This is a genomic window from Ferviditalea candida, assembly GCF_035282765.1.
In the GTDB taxonomy this organism is placed as follows: Bacteria; Bacillota; Bacilli; order Paenibacillales; family KCTC-25726; genus Ferviditalea; species Ferviditalea candida.
Window position 1 is genome coordinate 21,006 of record NZ_JAYJLD010000001.1, and the last position, 18,237, is coordinate 39,242.

Annotated in this window: 20 protein-coding genes and 1 riboswitch; of the genes, 11 read left to right on the forward strand and 9 right to left on the reverse strand. The window is 46.6% G+C overall.

What is annotated here, in order from left to right; genetic code table 11:
• Positions 1–57: 57 nt before the first annotated feature.
• Positions 58–906, forward strand: coding sequence for an alpha/beta fold hydrolase (locus VF724_RS00100; RefSeq protein ID WP_371752183.1), 849 nt, complete (start codon positions 58–60; stop codon positions 904–906).
• Between the two features lie 173 nt (positions 907–1,079).
• Here the strand turns inward: VF724_RS00100 and VF724_RS00105 are convergent, their stop codons facing one another.
• A complete protein-coding gene (locus VF724_RS00105; protein WP_371752184.1) occupies positions 1,080–1,490 on the reverse strand; it encodes a DUF2680 domain-containing protein in 411 nt (136 codons plus the stop codon).
• A 486-nt stretch (positions 1,491–1,976) separates the two neighbouring features.
• Between VF724_RS00105 and VF724_RS00110 the strand changes: the two genes are divergently transcribed.
• Positions 1,977–2,510 carry a YceI family protein gene (locus VF724_RS00110; protein WP_371752185.1) on the forward strand — a complete coding sequence of 178 codons (534 nt, stop codon included), beginning with the start codon at positions 1,977–1,979 and terminating at the stop codon, positions 2,508–2,510.
• 142 nt (positions 2,511–2,652) lie between these two features.
• Here the strand turns inward: VF724_RS00110 and VF724_RS00115 are convergent, their stop codons facing one another.
• Both VF724_RS00115 and VF724_RS00120 read right to left on the reverse strand, forming a co-directional pair.
• Complete coding sequence (locus VF724_RS00115) at positions 2,653–3,081, reverse strand: hypothetical protein (protein ID WP_371752186.1); 429 nt, start codon at positions 3,079–3,081, stop codon at positions 2,653–2,655.
• Between the two features lie 403 nt (positions 3,082–3,484).
• A complete protein-coding gene (locus VF724_RS00120) occupies positions 3,485–3,961 on the reverse strand; it encodes a spermine/spermidine synthase domain-containing protein (protein ID WP_371752187.1) in 477 nt (158 codons plus the stop codon).
• 558 nt (positions 3,962–4,519) lie between these two features.
• Between VF724_RS00120 and VF724_RS00125 the strand changes: the two genes are divergently transcribed.
• The 4 genes from VF724_RS00125 (at position 4,520) to VF724_RS00140 (ending at position 7,772) form a co-directional block, all read left to right on the forward strand.
• Entirely contained in the window at positions 4,520–5,242 is a 723-nt protein-coding gene (locus VF724_RS00125) for a DUF2642 domain-containing protein (protein ID WP_371752188.1), read from the forward strand.
• Between the two features lie 207 nt (positions 5,243–5,449).
• Positions 5,450–6,115: a YwrJ family protein gene (locus tag VF724_RS00130; protein ID WP_371752189.1), complete on the forward strand. Its 666-nt coding sequence runs from the start codon at positions 5,450–5,452 to the stop codon at positions 6,113–6,115.
• Between the two features lie 47 nt (positions 6,116–6,162).
• Complete coding sequence (locus VF724_RS00135) at positions 6,163–6,351, forward strand: hypothetical protein (protein ID WP_371752190.1); 189 nt, start codon at positions 6,163–6,165, stop codon at positions 6,349–6,351.
• A gap of 44 nt (positions 6,352–6,395) precedes the next feature.
• Positions 6,396–7,772, forward strand: a complete 1,377-nt coding sequence (locus tag VF724_RS00140) for an arsenic transporter (protein ID WP_371752191.1) — start codon at positions 6,396–6,398, stop codon at positions 7,770–7,772.
• A 56-nt stretch (positions 7,773–7,828) separates the two neighbouring features.
• On the opposite strand, the gene VF724_RS00145 is transcribed toward VF724_RS00140, so the two are convergent.
• The 3 genes from VF724_RS00145 to VF724_RS00155 form a co-directional block, all read right to left on the reverse strand.
• A complete protein-coding gene (locus tag VF724_RS00145) occupies positions 7,829–8,884 on the reverse strand; it encodes a CotH kinase family protein (protein WP_371752192.1) in 1,056 nt (351 codons plus the stop codon).
• 241 nt (positions 8,885–9,125) lie between these two features.
• Positions 9,126–10,121, reverse strand: coding sequence for an HD-GYP domain-containing protein (locus tag VF724_RS00150; protein WP_371752193.1), 996 nt, complete (start codon positions 10,119–10,121; stop codon positions 9,126–9,128).
• On the reverse strand, positions 10,093–10,419 hold the full coding sequence (locus tag VF724_RS00155; protein ID WP_371752194.1) for a helix-turn-helix domain-containing protein: 327 nt from the start codon (positions 10,417–10,419) through the stop codon (positions 10,093–10,095). Before VF724_RS00155 ends, VF724_RS00150 begins: the two co-directional genes overlap by 29 nt.
• A gap of 48 nt (positions 10,420–10,467) precedes the next feature.
• Positions 10,468–10,550, reverse strand: a riboswitch (cyclic di-GMP riboswitch).
• A gap of 300 nt (positions 10,551–10,850) precedes the next feature.
• Between VF724_RS00155 and VF724_RS00160 the strand changes: the two genes are divergently transcribed.
• The 5 genes from VF724_RS00160 (at position 10,851) to VF724_RS00180 (ending at position 15,912) form a co-directional block, all read left to right on the forward strand.
• Positions 10,851–11,519 carry a GntR family transcriptional regulator gene (locus VF724_RS00160; protein WP_371752195.1) on the forward strand — a complete coding sequence of 223 codons (669 nt, stop codon included), beginning with the start codon at positions 10,851–10,853 and terminating at the stop codon, positions 11,517–11,519.
• Between the two features lie 88 nt (positions 11,520–11,607).
• Complete coding sequence (mmgD, locus tag VF724_RS00165) at positions 11,608–12,723, forward strand: citrate synthase (protein WP_371752196.1); 1,116 nt, start codon at positions 11,608–11,610, stop codon at positions 12,721–12,723.
• Between the two features lie 78 nt (positions 12,724–12,801).
• On the forward strand, positions 12,802–14,247 hold the full coding sequence (locus VF724_RS00170) for a bifunctional 2-methylcitrate dehydratase/aconitate hydratase (RefSeq protein ID WP_371752197.1): 1,446 nt from the start codon (positions 12,802–12,804) through the stop codon (positions 14,245–14,247).
• Positions 14,248–14,633: 386 nt separating this feature from the next.
• Positions 14,634–15,536: a methylisocitrate lyase gene (gene prpB, locus VF724_RS00175; RefSeq protein WP_371752198.1), complete on the forward strand. Its 903-nt coding sequence runs from the start codon at positions 14,634–14,636 to the stop codon at positions 15,534–15,536.
• Between the two features lie 148 nt (positions 15,537–15,684).
• A complete protein-coding gene (locus tag VF724_RS00180) occupies positions 15,685–15,912 on the forward strand; it encodes a hypothetical protein (RefSeq protein WP_371752199.1) in 228 nt (75 codons plus the stop codon).
• A gap of 175 nt (positions 15,913–16,087) precedes the next feature.
• Here VF724_RS00180 and VF724_RS00185 read toward each other — a convergent pair whose 3' ends face one another.
• The 3 genes from VF724_RS00185 to VF724_RS00195 all read right to left on the reverse strand — a co-directional run bounded on the left by VF724_RS00185 (position 16,088) and on the right by VF724_RS00195 (position 18,217).
• Entirely contained in the window at positions 16,088–16,462 is a 375-nt protein-coding gene (locus VF724_RS00185) for a hypothetical protein (RefSeq protein WP_371752200.1), read from the reverse strand.
• Positions 16,463–16,594: 132 nt separating this feature from the next.
• The gene (locus tag VF724_RS00190) at positions 16,595–16,888 is read right to left on the reverse strand and encodes a sigma factor-like helix-turn-helix DNA-binding protein (protein WP_371752201.1); all 294 of its coding nucleotides are present in this window, start codon (positions 16,886–16,888) and stop codon (positions 16,595–16,597) included.
• Between the two features lie 222 nt (positions 16,889–17,110).
• Positions 17,111–18,217: a cupin domain-containing protein gene (locus tag VF724_RS00195; protein ID WP_371752202.1), complete on the reverse strand. Its 1,107-nt coding sequence runs from the start codon at positions 18,215–18,217 to the stop codon at positions 17,111–17,113.
• Positions 18,218–18,237: the final 20 nt, after the last annotated feature.

An 18,237-nucleotide genomic window follows, 5' to 3' on the forward strand; every position in this document is an offset into this window, starting at 1 on the left:
TTACAATCAAGATTATACCAGGATTTGCAGAAAGAAATTTGGAGGGGATCGGAAAACATGATGCACGGAATGAAGCAGGAGACGTATCGGGTCAATGGGATTCGTTTGAATGCTTGGACAGGGGGAAACGGGAAACCGCTGGTTTTGCTTCACGGCTATCCGCAAACGGCTGTCATGTGGCGAAAGATCATACCCAAGCTGTCGGAGAATTTCAGCGTGGTTTGTCCCGATCTGCGCGGCTACGGAGATTCCGAGAAACCCCGCAGCGGCTATGACAAAAGAACGATGGCCCTGGATATCAAGCTTTTAATGGAGACGCTCGGATATCGGCAATTCTCCGTTGTCGGCCATGACCGCGGAGGACGGGTCGGCCACCGCTTGGCTCTGGATCATCCTGATTCGGTTGATAAGCTTTGTGTGCTGGATATCGTGCCGACCCACACTGTATTTCAACAAACGACCAAAGAACTGGCCGCAGCTTACTGGCATTGGTTTTTCTTTCTGGTTCCCGATTTGCCGGAGCTCATGATCGGCGCCAAACCGGAGGAGTTTCTGCGCAGTGCGATATTTTCGCTGGGCTGCGCTGCCGGAGCCATTGAGGAAGAAGCGATGCAGGAATATATTCGAACCTTTAAAATGCCGGGAACCATCCGCGCTGTCCTGGAAGACTACCGCGCTGCGGCGACGGTCGATTTCGGGCATGACGAGCAGGATTTGGGACGGAAGCTGACTTGTCCCGTGCTTGCGCTTTGGGGGGAATACGGCAAAATGCATCAAATTTTCGATGTATTGGGCACATGGAAGGAAAAAGCGCAGTTTGCGGAGGGTCGTCCCCTTCATAGCGGGCATTTCATCCCCGAGGAAGCCCCCGAAGCTCTGTTGGAGGAATTGGAAAGGTTTCTTTGAGAAAACCTCTATCGAAGCCTTTCCAAGATGAACGACCGCCTTAAGATGCGGGTTTTATCGCCAATAAGAATTTGCCTTTCCGAGATCCGGAAATTAATAAATAAATTCTATGTGAAAAAAAAGAAAGCTGATCGACTTCTGCTGATCAGCTTTCTTTCGCTTGTGCAGCGAAACTAATTGTGGTCGTTCTTTTCATTCCGATCATCGTGATAATCGTATCCTTTGTGGCCCCAATGCCCGCATTTTTGGTAATTGTTCTTTTTAATCCAGTCAATATGCTGCTTTAGCTTATCCAATTTCCGCTCTTTTTGCTCCTTTGTGTACAGGCCGTACGCTTCATACGTTTCAATAATTTTTTTCTTCGTTTCGTAAAGCCTGTCATACTGACTGCTCAATTCCTTGGATTGCTTGTCCGTCAGCTTTACATTCTGCGTGCAGTCATGATGATGATCATCCTCCCGCTCATAACGATCGTCCGGCACTTGCGCGGACTGATGAACAGCTTGCGCATGGCTCAAATTGGGCATCAGCAGCAAGCAGGCAAGCAAATAAACCATCAGCCATCGCCGCTTATTTGTCTTCATTTTTTCCTGCCCCTTTCATGTCTTTTTTTAGAAATCAGTGTTATTTTGCCCAAAAATATCCGGATTACTCACGACTTTTCCCCTATTCCGGCAAACAGCCTACAGTACGGAAAATCGATTTTTTCTTGGCGGTCGTCCATACCGATGCAAAATATAGTATTTCTATTGGCCTGCCGCTCTTCAGAATTCGCAGCATCTTGCGCGAGATGGGATCGCTGAAGCTTGTCGTCACCACACCAGAAAACGCATACATACTAACGGAAAAAGCAAAAAAATTGATCGATGATGCATCCTGAATGGAATCCAACAAATAAATTGGGGATACGATACATGCCGCATCCCCTTTTTTTAATATTTTGTTATTTCACTTATTCAACCCGGAACGGATATTGACATGATTTTATTTAGATAATATACTTATTATTGATTATATATTTTATTTAGTTTATTTATTTTTGTAAGTTATTAAAGAGAGGAGTATTTATTATGCCTAAATCCAAATGGTCCGTTGATCCGGCACACAGCAATATTGATTTTTCGGTTCGACATATGATGATCGCAAAAGTAAAAGGAGCCTTTGAAACCTTCACGGCTGAGGTTGATGCCGACCCGGAGGATTTGACGACCGCCGGCATCCGGTTCACGATTGACGCGGCAAGCATCAACACTCGCGAGAAGGATCGCGACGCACATCTTCGCTCCGCCGATTTTTTTGATGCTGAAAAGTTTCCGAATATCACCTTCCAATCACGCAGCATTGCGAAAAAAGCCGAGGGCGAATACGAAGTCACCGGAGACTTGACCATTCGTGATGTGACACGCTCTGAAACCTTTACCGTTACATACGAAGGAACGGGAAAAGATCCCTGGGGCAATGAAAGAGTCGGTTTCAGCGGGAACGGAAGCGTAAATCGCAGCGACTTCGGATTGACGTGGAACGCGGTGCTGGAGACCGGTGGCGTACTGGTTGGCGATGAAATCAAAATATCGTTCGAAATTCAGGCGACCAGACAAAATTAAAGCAAACTGCCGGAAATGGTCCGCACGGGATCTTGATGATTGGCGATTTCTCCTGCAAAAGGCTCTCCGTTTGGAGAGCTTTTTCTAATAAATGTTTATATAAGTAAATGTTTGCCGATATCGCTGGATCTAACAGGCAAATTTAGTTCCTGTCGAATCTCGGCATGACTTCGCGGGCAAACAATTCCATCGAGCGAATCGTTTGACCATGGGTTAAATTCCCGAAATTCACAATGCACATAAGATGCTCCGAACCGATTTCCCCGCGCTGCCGTTGAATTTCGTTCGCCACGTCTTCGGGGGAACCCGCGATGACGTTTCCGCTTTCAACCAGCTCCTCCACAGAGTAGAAATCACCAAAAAAGCGGCAGAAGAAGATCGAATGATTTTTGAAATTCTCCGGGAAATTATCCAGAATTTCCTCGCGCGGAGGTACAGCCGCATCCCGGAACAGGCGAAAAAAGTGCAGCATCGGCTCCGGCGTCAATTGGCTGTCGGCCGAATAGCGGGGCCCAGCCATGCCATCATGCAGATCCCGCAGTTCGCATTGTCGACTAAACACTGCGAGCACGCGCGGACATTATCCGTCGTCAAACTTGAGCGATTGTACGATGGTCGAAGCCTAAATGTTTTCTTGTTGCTGGACTTGGTTTAATTCGAAGATGGTCTCTAAATCGTGATCGAAGCCGACACTGCATGTTCTGCGCATAAGGTTATCTTTGCGGAACCCACATTCTTGACGGTTAAAATGCTTGGAAGGGCTCCGCTCCGGACAAATGAATACCGCTTGCACAATCAATGAAGATCGGCTGAACCCTTTCCTGCGGCCGATTGCTTCGGGCATATGGGGAAACCGACAAACAGTACCAAGCCCTTCTGCGGACACTGGTGTATGATAAACCGCGCGCCGAATTGTCTAGTATTTTCAGCAATGGGACTACCTCTCACACTCCTTGACACGATTTTGACCAAAATCACTTCTCTTTCACTACATTTTTCACATAACTGGGAAGCTTAAAAGAAGCATGGAATATTTCAGGATTGATATAGTTCGCACCCTGCCACTGCAAACGATTTAAATCCGCCTGAAGAGGATCCCATCTTTTTAAAATTTTTGAATCGTAATATGGAGAGCCCGACTGGAAGACGGCTATGCCGTCATCGGTCAAACTATCATAAACGTATTGATAAAATCGTTGCTTATACAGACTGGTTGCGGGCCCATAAGGATCAGATCTGTCAACAAGAAGCACATCGTAATTGTTTTTTTGCTCTTGAATCCATTTATACCCGTCCATATAAATCATTTGAATGTTTCCTTCCCGCTCATGGGATGACTCTTTTGTCATCCATTTCCGGCATGCTTCAACGACCCTCTGATCGATTTCCACTACGTCAATGTGCTGCATTGCAGCACTCAAGCATTTGAACCGTATCGGCCCAAGAAACATCGATGACGAGCGTGGTCCTCGTTTCGATTAAATGCTGCCGAAACCTGTTCAGATTGCTCAAATCGAATTGATGTCGGTTCCGCAGCCCGGAAATTTTTAAGTTCTGATTCACTATCCGGATGGGATGCAAAAAAAGAAACAGCTCATAATGGAATTAACATCCATACTATGAGCTGTTCTCTTGTGTGTCGGTGTACCCGATAGCGTATAGGAATTCCGGCAGAATCAGCACTAACTCTTTTTATATTGAAACGTTACAAGGCTCAGATTATCATATTGCTTTTCGTTTAAATGCCAGTCCAAGATACTAGTACAAGTTTTATAAAAATAGATTTGTGGCTAGTACAACTTTCTACGGATTACATATAAATAAATTACAAATAAACATCAATGATAGATGTAAGGAAGTAAACGTCTACTTAATTCCTTATCCAAAACTACCATTGATAATTTGAGAAAGAAAGGTGGTGATCTGTTCGTTACAAAATCGCAAACAGGTATGGTGGAGTATCATACTGCGTGTTTCATTTAAACACATCTGAGAGGAGAATGTATTCAATGGCACAAATCCCGTTTTCCAATGCTTTAAACGCTTTAAATGCCGGTGGTTTTTCCAATCCTTCGAATTCGACCTCCGGTTCCCGATCTCAAGGATCTAACACCGTCGGTTCCCGATCCCGAGGGTCTACCTCTACCGGCTCCACTTTCTTGGAATTCGGAGCTTCCGATTCTTCGGGACTCTTGTCTTTTAGCGGAAAAGAAGTTCGGATTAACCGGGGAGGGCCGGATTCCATCACAGGCAGATTGGTAAAAGTTCAAAATGATCATATCGTTGTCCAGGTCAAGGGCACTGAAGAAATAATGTATATCAACACTTCCCATATTAAAAGCATAACTTCTTCCGGAAATACCAGCGGCTCCTACAAATCTATGCCCCCTTATGTATCGGCACCCGACTTTACTTCGCTTTTGGGAATGTTTACCCACAAATTCGTTCAAATCAATAAGGACGGTCCTGAAAAAGTAGAAGGTTTTGTGGTGAACGTCTCAAACCAATATCTCTACCTTGTATCGAACCGCGAAACCCTTAAAATTGCCGTATTCCACATTAAAAGCATTAAAGAGACAGATTCTCAAAAAAGCTCCGGCGGCAAGAGCTCGGACAATACGTCCGGCGGCAAAAGCTCAGGCCAAAAAAGCTCCAACGGCAAAAACGCGAATAGTAAGTCCGGAGGCAAAGGATCGAACAAAAGCCGCAACAAAAATACCCGCAACAAATAATCCAATTAAGGCCGCCGCTTGAAGGTCCCCTTACACCCCAAACAGATTCCGCCCCATTTATCTCTCCCCTTATGAGACTGAGAAACTCAAAAAATCCGGGCTTCTTGAAATCATGTCCCAAACATAAATTCCCCTCGTTGCTTCAGGTGCGTTGGGTTGCAAACTGCCAGCGCACCTCCCCATCCTTTAATTAATAGGAGGTGCAATATGCAAGACTTTCATTCTTTGATAGGAACACAAATAGAATTTGAGGTTTCGGGCAGACCGAATCCCGTAAAAGGAATTCTTGTTGATTTTGGCAGCGATATTCTTGTTATCTATAACGGCCAATTTCTTTATCTTCCAATCATTCATATGCAAAGCATGAAAATATCTTTAAATTCGAATTCAGAGATAACCGAAACGCCCGAAGCGCCTTTTGAAAATCAAATTGAAAAGATCTCCTACAGAAAAATATTAATGAACGCAAAAGGGATCTTCGTAGAGTTGTACGTAACCGGAGACCAATCCATCCATGGCTATATCACAAGCATCATGAACGATTACTTCATTTTTCATACTCCTGTATATCGCACGCTCATTGTCCATTTACACCATTTGAAATATTTGATTCCTTATAACGTCAACGTCACCCCTTATTCTTTAACTCAAGAAAGTTTTCCCTTTAAACCTGCGGATATGACATTGGCCCGAACCTTTGAACAGCAACTCAAGAAAGTTGAAGGGAAGTTCATTGTTTTGGATTTGGGGAGAGATGACAATAGAATAGGACTGCTCAAAAAAATGGAAAATAATATGATCGAACTTATTACCGCCAATGGCAGATCGGTTTATATTCATTTGGATCATATTAAAACTGTACATCAGCCTTAAACATATCAAGCGATTCCTTAAACGGAATCTGGAAGGAAGGGAACAGGATGATTGTTTTGATGCTCATCTCATTATCCGGCATTGCCGTCTATTATTTGCTAACCCCCCCAAAGCTATCGGACAAAGAAATATTTTCGGCATACGAGACTTTTGCGGAAATTCAATCTTACAACCCGGAAAAAACTGCAGTAGTTAAGCACGGACAACACGCCTACGAAAAACCGACTTTCTTGTAGCCGCAGCCAAGAATTCGTAACGACAACTGTAGAGGAGGTCGGAAATGAATGTGTATGGATCAAATACCGTCACACTTACCATCATTTCATTTTTCATAACGCTTATGCTTATTCTTTGGCGTCCAAGAGGATTAAACGAAGCGATACCGGCAGCGGGCGGAGCCATTCTTGTGCTGATAAGCGGGAGCGTTTCGCTTTCTGACCTGGTTAAAATTATTGCGACGGTCAGCGATGCGGCGATTACCATTATGGCAACGATCGTCATGGCTATCACTTTGGAAAGCTTCGGCTTTTTTACTTGGGCCGCCGAAGGCTTGGCATCTAGAGCCAAAGGCTCCGGAATTCGACTTTTTTGGTACATTGCCTTGTTTTGTTTTCTGATGACCATGTTTTTCAACAATGATGGAAGCATCTTGATGGCTACCCCTATTCTGCTCATTTTACTGGAGAATCTGGGTCTCAAAAACCATCAAAAAATACCCTATTTGCTTACCGGGGTCTTAGTAGCAACTGCATCCAGCGCCCCGATCGGAGTCAGCAACGTTGTAAATTTAATCGCGCTGAAAATTGTGAATATCGATCTTTATAAGCACATGGAAATGATGTTTATCCCTGCAATACTTGGACTGCTTCTGCTGACAATGCTTTTATTTTTATGGTTTTACAGGGAATTGCCCCGCAAGATTCCTCCACCGCGGAAAGGATATCAAAATTCATTTTTCGATCCCAGAAATCATCCCCTGAAATCTCAACTTTCCATGACTTCGCCAGCAAAAACGAGGGACGAAACTTATTTGATGCGCAATATCTTTTTATTTGTGTTTCTAATCCGCATCGGGCTTTTTATAGCCTCATATTTGCAATTTCCTATTGCATTGGTCGCGGCGACCGGTTCGGCACTATTGCTAGCATGGAGATGGATTTATATTAAAATTCCGCCTGCGGATATGATCAAGAAAACCCCATGGAATATTCTGATTTTTGCGTTTTGCATGTATGTGATTATTTACGGTTTGCACAATATCGGCTTAACGCATTGGATTACCGTATTCTTTCAACCAATCGTATCCGGTAATTTACTTAATGCAAGCTTAATGATGGGCGGTCTTCTCAGCATCATGTCCATCTTCTTTAACAATAATCCCGCGTTAATGGTAGGAACACTTACTTTAACTAACATGATGCTTAATCCGTTAACATTAAAAATCGCTTATTTGGCAAGCGTCATCGGCAGCGACATCGGTTCGCTGCTTCTCCCTACCGGTACATTAGCTTCAATGATGTGGATTCATATTCTGAGACAATACAAATTAAAAATAAACTGGAAGGATTACATGCGCGTTACTTTTATCGTGATTCCCATAACCGTTGTGTTTACATTGGTTTGCTTATATTACTGGGTCTCTTGGTTTTTTTCCTAACTCGCAATTTAAACGATACCCCAGTCCCGGTAAAATTCAGGTCTGGGGTATAGCTTCTAAAGTTCAGACAAGGCCTTGGCGATGATTTTTCTGCGCTCATGAATGTAATTTTGGATCAGCGCAGGCTCTTCTTCAAAGACATGGAAGGGCCATTTGCGCGCATTATCCCTGTAAATATAAGGAGCAATTTCCCTATACATTTGATAAATGCCCGGTGAAATCTTTTTTACGGTAAATGTTTTCGCAAGAATTTCCTTGAGAATTTCTTTATATCTTCTGCGAACACGGGTAAAGGCCAAGAGATTTTTAGTTAAGCGGTTGTAACCCGCCACCCGGACCAAATCACTATCGACGCGTTTCCCATAGCAGTTTCTGCCCCATGTTCCCTCATAATCCCACGGAATGATACGATAATAGCGCTTTATTTTGTGTAGGTATATGGCATAGTTTTGATCGAAACCGTCATAGTTTCCTGTGAATACGACTCCGGCCAACCAATGGAGATAATTTTCAATATCCAGATTGGCAGATAAGTACTTATACAGCTGGAGATTTTTTAACGTATTCAGCTTGAGAATGAACAATTTGAATCGTTGACGATCACTATCTTTTCCCTTGACCAAATCATAGCCTTTGAATAACGAAGCTTTTCGTTCATTCGTATCGGGATTGATCAAACTGAAGTTGGCTTTGCCGTTTACGGCGTAAATAATGGATTGAACCGGAATTTTTCTTTGCCGAAAGAAATTGGAGTCTACGGCTTCGATTTCGAGGTAAACCCCTTGGCTTTGCTCATTCAAAATAAGTTGGCAATGATGCGCTTTGGGACACGGAACGCCGATCCATTCGAAAAATTGAAAGGAAAGAGCATTACGGATTAAAGAAGGATCGTCATATTCCGCATTAAGATGAATCGTTTCGTTCCCTCTCACAATCTCATAAGATCTTTTCGGATATTCCCGTGTATGCCCCCCGCGATATCGCAGTTGAATAGGCTCCCGTACGTTTCCTTTTAATAAATAAGCATTTACATATTTGGGGCTCCATATGTTTTCTTCGAGCGCCATTTGTTCATCATGTTGTATCACAATATGCCGAAACGGCAATCCCATATTTCCGCCTCCTCTTTTACACAGCCAAAGCCTATCCCAAGATAGGCTTTGCTAATACACTATGTACAAGATGATAAAAGGTCACGGCTTCCATCGGGGTTATCGGCTTGCGGTCGATAGCCGCAGACAATCCGGCATTTTGGTGAATCGGGCTTGCCGCCTTATTTGTTCTCGCATGTGGCGTATCGGTTGCCGCCTGGAAGATAATGAAAATTGAAGAGCTCCTATGCGCGTTTGAATTCTACACCGAAGCCGTTTCATGAATCGCTTCATGGATCACGATGTTCGGATGATCCACCAAAGAGATCTCCTGCAGATTTGTGGTATAGCGGATGTACGGACGCTGAAAATTCTCTTGAATTCGTGTAACAATCGCTTGCTCGCCATTGCTCAACCGGATTTTTGTTCCAGGCAGATACAACGGAATGGCTTTCATGAAGGCCTGCAAATATTGGATGGAGAACGCTTTGTCGCTCAATGTCATCAGGATCTCCAAGGCTTCATGGGGCTGCACGCAATTGTCATCCGATATCAAATGTTCGTATCGGTTGGCCAGGCTGCAGATTTGCGCATACGGATGAAAAGCCTCTCCCTTGATCCCCCGCGGGAAGCCCTGCCCGTCCAAGGTTTCGTGATGCTGAAAGGCCATATGGGCGGACACCAAATTCATTTCCCTAATCTTCCGCAAAATTTCAAACCCTGCTTCCGCATGCCGATCACTGTTCTTCGCCGCAATTTTGCCGATGTCATGCAGCAAAGCCCCTACGGATAAATCCCGCAGCTGCAGCTCGGAAAACCCTGCTGATTTGCCGATTTGCAAGCAGAGTATGGCCACATTGACGGAATGGGCATACAGCTGCAGCTCGCTGGCAATGGTTGAGGTAGGAACCGGCGCTACCACAGGTCTGCTAAGAATCTCTTTAATCAGCTTTCCTGCTGCGAGCAGAATATCCTTGAAAGGCAGCGGCTTATTGGACTGCACGCTAGCAAAAAAATCTTGTACGATCGTGATCACATCAAGCCAAGTCGGAATATCCATCATTTCTTCGAGCGTAATCCCTTTGGATTCGTAATCTTCTACAAACAAATATGAAATCCCGAGCAGCTTTAACCGCTCCAGCAGTTTATAATGAATCCTTTGCCCCTGCGCCAACAGGATGCGCTTCTTGGCATCGTAAATCGGCTTTCCCAAAATCATCGATGATTCGTTATACTCTTCGATGTGTATTAACCTCAATGCTGTCACCTTCCAGGCTTAATGTAAGTAGTATGGACATGAGTTCTCTTATGGAATGAACGCTCATTTTCGTTTGAATATTGGTGATGTGATTTCTCACGGTTTTATCCGAAATATACAGCTTTTCGGCAATTTCCTCGTTGGAATCCCCGTTTAGAATCATTAATTTCAGAACCTCGGTTTCCCGCATAGAAAGGTAAAAACTTTCTTTCAGCTTTAGCAGCAGTTGATCCAAAGCTATCACATTGATTTTTTTCGATCTCGTCAATAAATGATTAATAATAACCCCTCCAAACATCAAAAAGTCCCCGATAAAGGGGACGCTTAAATGCCTAAACAACTCATTTTTGGCGACCCGGCTATCATAGCATTCGCTTTAGACCCGTGGTTTTGCGTCCTGACCTTTCGGTTAGTTTGCCCTTCTCAACATGAAAATGTCGAAATATATAGTTCTTTTCCATTATATCCGAACTGACGGATTAGTTCTATAGTCACAATAAACTTTTTGATACGATATTTTTCGCGTTGTTAGACTAGTTCAAAATGTTTATAATCGCATTGAAATATGAAAAAAACGGATTTTATATATTTTTTCGGATGAAAGGCCGGGGATTTCGTCAGATGAGCGCTTTGTGTATAATTAGAAATTGGATCAACCATACTGAAAGATCACTTCCGCTTAAAAAACCATTCAATGTGAATTCTTCAGTATCCGGAAAGGACACACGCATGACGAGCAAAAGACAATTTACAGGCGACATCATATATAATCAATTAAAAAAAATGATCATCGAATGGGAATATGAACCCGAGCAAATGATCAGCGAGGAGATGCTTACCAACAAATTGGGAGTAAGCAGAACCCCTTTGCGGCAGGCGCTGTATCGGCTTGAACTGGAGGGCCTGGTGGTTCGGCAGTCCAACGGCAGGATGCATGTGGCGCCGATCAGCATCCATGAGGCGCAGGAAATCTTTAAAGTGCGTGAAGTCCTGGAAGGTTTGATAGCCAGAGAAGCCACAAAAAATATTACCAAGGAACAGCTTGCCCGCATGGAAGACACGCTTGAGCTGATGGATCGCGCCGCACAGGATAACCGCAAATTTGACGCCCTCCGATACGGAAGCGAATTCCATCATTATTTGTATGAGCCGAGTCAAAATCAAACAGCCGTTCACTTTCTCTCCCAGCTCAACAGTCGTCTGGAGCGCTACCGGCGGTTGGGTGGCTATAAAAATCCGAAATATTTGCCGATGCTTCCCGTCAAAGAGCACAAGGATATTTTTGAAGCAATCGCGACGGGCAATGCCGATCTGGCGGAACAAGCGATGCGTGCCCATATCAAGCGCAGCTTGAATGTGACGATTGAAACGCTGCAGATGAGCTCATCCGGTCTGTGAAAAAATCATGTTGCGATCGCTTGTATAATTGTATACAATTATACAAGCGATCGATTATCTTTTAACACAGATGTCAAGGAGGGGTATTATGCCGGCTGTACAACACTTCCATCCCGGCTTGGACGGAGTCATTGCCTGCGAGACAAGCATCTCGTACCTGGATGTGGAGAATGAGGAAATTGTCATCCGCGGCTATGATTTGATCGAGCTTTCCAGAAAAGTGAAGTATCTTGACCTAGTCTACCTCCTGATGAATGAAAAGCTGCCGACTGCAGACGAGCGGAACAGACTGGAGCAGGAGTTGAAAAAGGAGTACGATGTACCTGAGCAAGTCATGTCGATTTTAAAGCTGCTTCCATCCGCAACCGACTGCATGGATGCTTTACGGTCGGGAATCTCGGTGCTCGCCGGTTTCGACCCTGAGCTCGATAATCTCTCCAATGCGGCAAATCGCCGGAAAACCATCCGATTGCTGGCCAAAATCCCTTCCATCGTCGCCAACAGCTATCATGCCATTCATCAGCAGGAGCTGATTCCTGCTCGGCAAGACCTCAGCTACAGCGCAAACTTTTTGCATATGATTACGGGTAAAGAGCCCTCTGCATTGGAGGAAAGCGCCTTTGACCAAACGCTGATGGTCTACAGCGAGCATGAAATGCCGAATTCCACCTTTGCCGCGAGAGTCATCGCTTCCACGACGGCGGATATGTACGGAGCGCTTACCGGTGCCATCGCATCGCTGAAGGGCAAACTGCATGGCGGGGCCAATGAGGCTGTCATGAATATGCTCCTGGAAGCGGAAACCCCTAGCGGCATGGAAGCCTTGATCCTGAACAAATTAAAGAACAAGGAACGGATTATGGGATTCGGCCACCGCGTCTATATGAAAAAAATGGACCCCCGCGCGATGCTGATGAAGGAAGCTCTGCTTAAGCTGATTGAAGAAAAAGGCAGCCGCGAGCTTTATGATATGTGCATCATCGGCGAGGAGGTCATGAGACGGGAAAAAGGACTGTATCCTAACCTCGACTATTATGCCGCCCCGGTATATTACCTGCTCGGCATTCCGATCGACCTGTACACCCCGATTTTCCTGGCGGCGCGCACGATCGGCATCTGCTCCCACGTCATCGAACAGCATGACAACAACCGTCTGTTCAGGCCGCGGGTCAATTATTTGGGACCCAGAGGCCTGCATCCGTAAGTTTGCTCTTTATTGCAACAAACAGCTGCATTCTTCACACAATAATGCCGATAATTTCCTGAAAGGTGATGACCGAACATGTCCAACTTTTACGATGACAATTCGAAAAATGAAACCGATCCGCTGCTTATCGATATTGCCGATTATGCGCTGAATCATGAAATTCGCAGCAAAGAGGCCTACGAAACCTCCCGCTATATGCTGATGGACTCCATCGCTTCCGGAATGGTTGCGTTAAATTTTCCGGAATGCACGAAGCATCTGGGCCCCATTGTTCCGGGTACGGTTGTGCCTAATGGCGTGCGTGTTCCGGGTACGCAGTTTGAATTGGATCCGGTTCAGGGCGCCTTCAATATCGGCTGCATCATCCGTTGGCTGGACTTCAACGATACGTGGCTGGCCAAGGAATGGGGACACCCGTCGGATAACCTGGGGGCGATTTTGGCCGTTGCCGATTATGTCAGCCGGAGCAATATGGCGGAGGGCAAAGCGCCGTTGACCATGAAAGAGGTATTGACTGCAGCGATCAAAGCGCATGAAATCCAAGGGATACTGGCGCTGGAAAACAGCTTTAACCGTGTAGGCCTGGACCATGTTCTGCTGGTAAAGGTGGCCTCTACAGCTGTCGCAACCGTCATGCTCGGCGGTAACCGCCAAGAAGTCATCAATGCCGTATCGAATGCATGGATCGACAACTCCAGCCTGCGGACATACCGTCATGCACCCAATGCCGGATCGCGGAAATCATGGGCCGCCGGAGACGCAACCAGCCGGGCGGTGCGCTTGGCCATGATGGCGCTCAAAGGCGAGATGGGCTATGCGTCCGCGCTGTCCGCTCCAACCTGGGGCTTCCAGGATGTATTGTTCAAAGGACAAGAGCTGAAGCTCGGCCGTCCGTTAGACTCTTATGTGATGGAAAACGTCCTGTTCAAAATCTCGTTCCCGGCCGAATTCCACGCTCAAACCGCGGTAGAATGCGCATTTCAGCTGCACAATGAAGTGAAGGACCGCCTGGATGAAATTGAAGAGATTCTGCTGACCACCCACGAAGCGGCCATCCGGATCATCAGCAAAAAAGGCCCGCTGCATAATCCTGCGGACAGAGACCACTGCTTGCAATATATGGTTGCCATCGGACTCATTTTTGGAGATTTGACCGCCGAGCATTACGAGGATGAAGTTGCCCGGGATCCGCGGATTGACCGTTTGAGAGACAAAATGACCGTCAGCGAAGAGAAGCAGTTCAGCGTTGACTACCTGGACCCGGACAAACGCTCCATTGCGAATGCCATCCAAATTCGCTTTAAAGACGGAACGGCTACTGAAAAAGTCGTCGTCGAGTATCCGATCGGCCATCGCAGACGCCGTCAGGAAGGGATTCCCAAACTGATCGAGAAATTTGAGAGCAGCCTGAAAACCCGGTTCCCGAAAAAGCAAGTGGCGCAAATTATGGAACTGTGCAGCGACCAGCAGCGCCTGGAGCACACCGCCGTACCGGACTTCATGAAGCTGCTGACGATTTGATTTTGCTGGTCGGTTGACTTTGTGAGCCGTTGACTTAGCTGGCCGCTTTGACTCTGTGACCGCCGATTTGCTGCTTACGGACCGTACAACCGTTATTTGGCCGAAAACGAGTTGAATTTGGGTTTTACGGACCCAGTTGCCGTTATTTGCTCAGATATGACCCCTTTGGTACAAATTTTGAGCAAATAGCGTCCTCTCGGTCCGCATGACCTGACAAAGCGGGGGTTTTTTACAAAATAACGCCTCTCGAGTCCGTAAGACGAAGCTCTGGCAGGAGTGTAGAAGCACTGTTTGTAGCACTAGCTCAATCGCTGTTTCAATATTGCCCAAACGCCGGTTCAACCACACCTGCATGACAAAATAAACAAGAACGGAAGGTGATCGATATGGCATGGCTCGTGGAGGAGGAACTCTCCCAGCAGCAGTTGGCGCAGCAGTTTTTGCAGCGCATCCAGTCGCCCGGCATCCTGAAGATCCCCGGCGCGCATGACGGCATGTCCGCTCGGATAGCCAAGCAGACGGGATTCGAGGCTCTGTATTTATCCGGAGCCGCGTATACCGCAAGCCGGGGGCTCCCCGATCTCGGAATCATCTATTCCGAGGAGGTCGCCCGCCGGGCACGCGACATTATCCGCGCAACGCATCTGCCGCTGCTCGTGGACATTGATACCGGCTACGGCGGTGTGCTCAACGTCGCCCGCACGGCGAGAGAAATGGTCGAAGCCAAGGTGGCCGCCGTGCAAATCGAGGATCAGGAACTGCCCAAAAAGTGCGGCCATCTGAACGGCAAAAAATTGGTGTCTGCAGAAGAAATGATGCAGAAGATTCAAACCCTTAAAGAGGCCGCGCCATCACTTGTTGTCATCGCCCGGACGGATGCCAAGGGCGTCGACGGAATCGAGGAAACGGTCAGACGGGCGAAAAAATATATGGAAGCCGGAGCGGACGGCATTTTTCCGGAGGCGCTGCTGACGCAAGAGGAATTCGAATATGTCGCCCGCGAGGTCAAAGCGCCTCTGCTGGCGAATATGACCGAATTTGGCAGAACCCCCTATTATACGGCCGACCAGTTCGAGCAATGGGGCTACAGCATGGTCATCTATCCGGTCAGCTCGCTGCGTGCGGCCGCCAAAGCCGTCGAAAAGGTGTTCCAGGAAATTTTCGAAAAGGGCACGCAAAAGGATTGTCTGGACGACATGCAGACGAGAAAAGAACTGTATGAAACGATCCGTTACTACGATTACGAAGAATTGGATGGGAAGATCGCCAAAACCGTTCTGCCGGATTAAGACAATTTCATGCTTTTGAATCAAACAAGCTCATACATATCCGCATGAGCTTGTTTGATTATTCTTCATTTTTTCCATAAAAATGAAAACCAGAATCAAGCTTAATCTATCGCAAATTGCAGTTATTCTACTCGGATGTTTCTTGTTTTTGACAACAACCGGGCATGCGGCGCCAAATTTTAAAGAGGCGGCAAAAACACCGCCGCCACCGTCGGAATTTCAGATTCAAGGGATTTTCAATCCAAACCACAAATACTCGCAAGACGGCGCAAATTCAATCATGTGGGGTCAGGATCTACATATAGCGCCACCCAGCAGCAAAGGCGGTATTTACGAAGAAGGGGAACGTTACAGCGATTATTTACTGATGAACTAGGAAAAAATGGATTCTGCCATTCGACCGAATCCATTTTTTATAATTGTTCAGCGAATTGAATCAAGTCTTCTTTGGAAAGTTCCCCCAAGATACTAATAAATACGTTTCCTCTCAGAAATTCGGGCCTGGAAGAGCCGTCCGCAGAAATCGCCAATAATCCTTTTCCATGCTTCAGTTAAATCTCCTCGACTTTAGCTCCGTTCGCTCCGGAACCGATCGACATATCGCCTTGTAATAATGTCATGGTCACCCAGAACACTTTGTTGCTTTCATTCCGGAAAGTAAATCTGACTTTTGCAGCCTTATTTTCATTCGGCAGATGAAACAATTCAATTTTGTTCAATTGATAGCTCGACGGAATATCATGAAACTCCGGTAAAACGAAGACCGCTTTGGCTTTCGCTTCTTCCAAGGACAACGTTTCCTCGGCTTGCATTTGCCCGCTAAGGTCAAGATCCTGAGTATTTCCGTTCTGCATGGTTCCATCTGTGGGCGGTTTGGTTTTGGCGCCTTCCTCCGTGCTCTCCCGACTCCCGAAAAAGAAAGACACAATCTCTCCCGGAAGCTGCTTGACGGTTTGATAGAACGGATTGAACGCTTTGGTGACGTCCGACTCCGAAGATCATAGCTCCGAGGAGGAAGGATGCGGCTGCAAGAGCAAGGATCAGCATTCTTCTTTTGGCTATATGTTTCTTTCGTTCGCATTCCAGTCTGTTTTGCATCTGTTCCCAAACAGGATCAAAATCAGGAAGCGGCATTTCCTGGGCTTCTTTAACCGCGTCCTCAAATACCTCATCAAATATGCAGTCAAATTCTTCCTGGCCCGGTTCAGCTTTTGGCGGATAATATCTTCCGTTGTTCCCGGTTCATCGGCAATTTCCTTATAGGTCAGTTCCTGTTTCCAGCGCATTTCAAGAATGATCCGGTAATTCGGGTTCAGTTTTTGGGTCTGCGAAATCAGGTGCTCTTTATGCATCTTGGCCTAATTGCCGTTTCAGGCGAAACTGTATGGGATAAGGAATTGTCATGATTATGTATTAGAACAGTTTCTAGGGAGGTGGCGTTACGCTCTTTTTTCATTGACGAATATCTGCTCTCTTTCAATGGATATTTGATATTGAAGATTAACAGCAAAAACTCCGGCAATCCTTGATTGGATACCGGAGTTATTGTTATTTTCTCGTTAAATTGATCTGCCTCAAGCCGGATCGAACTTCCCGGTTTCCTGCTGGAAGCCCCCGTTCTCCGGATATTCCTCCACCTTCTGCAATTCCATTCGCTCAAAGATCGGGATATCGTTCGTCGAGAACAGAAGCGCTTCTTCGGTTTCCGAAACGTTCACATGCTCATGATACGCCCAGGTCGGGATGACCAGGTAATCGCCCTTCTCCCAGTCAAAGCGCACTCCGTCGATCAGAGTGTAGCCGCGGCCTTCTTTAATGTGGTACACGACGCTGTTGACATGGCGGTGCGCCTTGCCGTGGAAGCCGACGGGCAGCTTTTGCAGCCATGCGCCGATGTTCTCGTTGGCCGATGCGCCGTTCGAAGGGTTGATATATTCCACTACATAGCCTTCGACCGGGTCCGGATCGTAATGATCGCTCAAGCCCTTCAGCGCGGCCAGCGTCGGTTCGTATTTATAGAGGGGCAGCGGCGCAGAGCTCGGCTCGTGATCGGACAGCGGCCGGACCATTCCGCCGAGGTATTTGCCCACGCTCGGCTTGCGGGTGATCGGCTGCTTCTTGAACGGACCCGGTTCAAAGAAGGTGCCGTGCAAATAATAGATGATCGGCGTGTCCAGACAATCCATCCACATCATCGGCGCGGTGCCTTCATGCTCATGCTCGTGCCACAAATGCTTCGGCGTGATCACATAGTCGCCTTCGCACATATACACCTTTTCACCCTCCACCGCACTATAGGCACCCTCGCCTTGTACGATATAGCGAATCGCCGTTTGCGAGTGGCGATGCGGCGGCGCTTCTTCTCCCGGCAGCAGAATTTGTACGCAAACGGACAGCGTCTGGGTGGTGGCCCCCCATCCGTAAGGCTGCAAATCCCGCATCCCGGGATTGATCAGCATCAGCACGCGCCGGTCTCCGCCGTTGTTGAAATTGATGATTTCCGCCGCTTTTTGCAGATGCCGTTCAATTGACGCTTTTTTCCAAATATAAGGGATCGGTTTCGATTTGGGCTGTCGCAGCATCACTTCTGGAGCAGCCATCCATAGGGGTTCCAAAGCATCTTCCGATATTTCCCGATGAAATTCAGCCATCTCCGGAGTGACTTTAATCGGACCCGCCATTGCCAACACCCTTTCTGTTT

What these genes read in the sequence shown, in the direction of transcription:
- VF724_RS00195 (WP_371752202.1), bottom strand. Translation starts at nt 18,217, where the DNA reads ATGGCGGGTCCGATTAAAGTCACTCCGGAGATGGCTGAATTTCATCGG.
- VF724_RS00190 (WP_371752201.1), bottom strand. Translation starts at nt 16,888, where the DNA reads ATGCATAAAGAGCACCTGATTTCGCAGACCCAAAAACTGAACCCGAAT.
- mmgD (WP_371752196.1), top strand. Translation starts at nt 11,608, where the DNA reads ATGCCGGCTGTACAACACTTCCATCCCGGCTTGGACGGAGTCATTGCC.
- VF724_RS00170 (WP_371752197.1), top strand. Translation starts at nt 12,802, where the DNA reads ATGTCCAACTTTTACGATGACAATTCGAAAAATGAAACCGATCCGCTG.
- VF724_RS00120 (WP_371752187.1), bottom strand. Translation starts at nt 3,961, where the DNA reads ATGTTTCTTGGGCCGATACGGTTCAAATGCTTGAGTGCTGCAATGCAG.
- VF724_RS00155 (WP_371752194.1), bottom strand. Translation starts at nt 10,419, where the DNA reads ATGTTTGGAGGGGTTATTATTAATCATTTATTGACGAGATCGAAAAAA.
- prpB (WP_371752198.1), top strand. Translation starts at nt 14,634, where the DNA reads ATGGCATGGCTCGTGGAGGAGGAACTCTCCCAGCAGCAGTTGGCGCAG.
- VF724_RS00135 (WP_371752190.1), top strand. Translation starts at nt 6,163, where the DNA reads ATGATTGTTTTGATGCTCATCTCATTATCCGGCATTGCCGTCTATTAT.
- VF724_RS00160 (WP_371752195.1), top strand. Translation starts at nt 10,851, where the DNA reads ATGACGAGCAAAAGACAATTTACAGGCGACATCATATATAATCAATTA.
- VF724_RS00100 (WP_371752183.1), top strand. Translation starts at nt 58, where the DNA reads ATGATGCACGGAATGAAGCAGGAGACGTATCGGGTCAATGGGATTCGT.
- VF724_RS00110 (WP_371752185.1), top strand. Translation starts at nt 1,977, where the DNA reads ATGCCTAAATCCAAATGGTCCGTTGATCCGGCACACAGCAATATTGAT.
- VF724_RS00105 (WP_371752184.1), bottom strand. Translation starts at nt 1,490, where the DNA reads ATGAAGACAAATAAGCGGCGATGGCTGATGGTTTATTTGCTTGCCTGC.
- VF724_RS00140 (WP_371752191.1), top strand. Translation starts at nt 6,396, where the DNA reads ATGAATGTGTATGGATCAAATACCGTCACACTTACCATCATTTCATTT.
- VF724_RS00125 (WP_371752188.1), top strand. Translation starts at nt 4,520, where the DNA reads ATGGCACAAATCCCGTTTTCCAATGCTTTAAACGCTTTAAATGCCGGT.
- VF724_RS00130 (WP_371752189.1), top strand. Translation starts at nt 5,450, where the DNA reads ATGCAAGACTTTCATTCTTTGATAGGAACACAAATAGAATTTGAGGTT.
- VF724_RS00145 (WP_371752192.1), bottom strand. Translation starts at nt 8,884, where the DNA reads ATGGGATTGCCGTTTCGGCATATTGTGATACAACATGATGAACAAATG.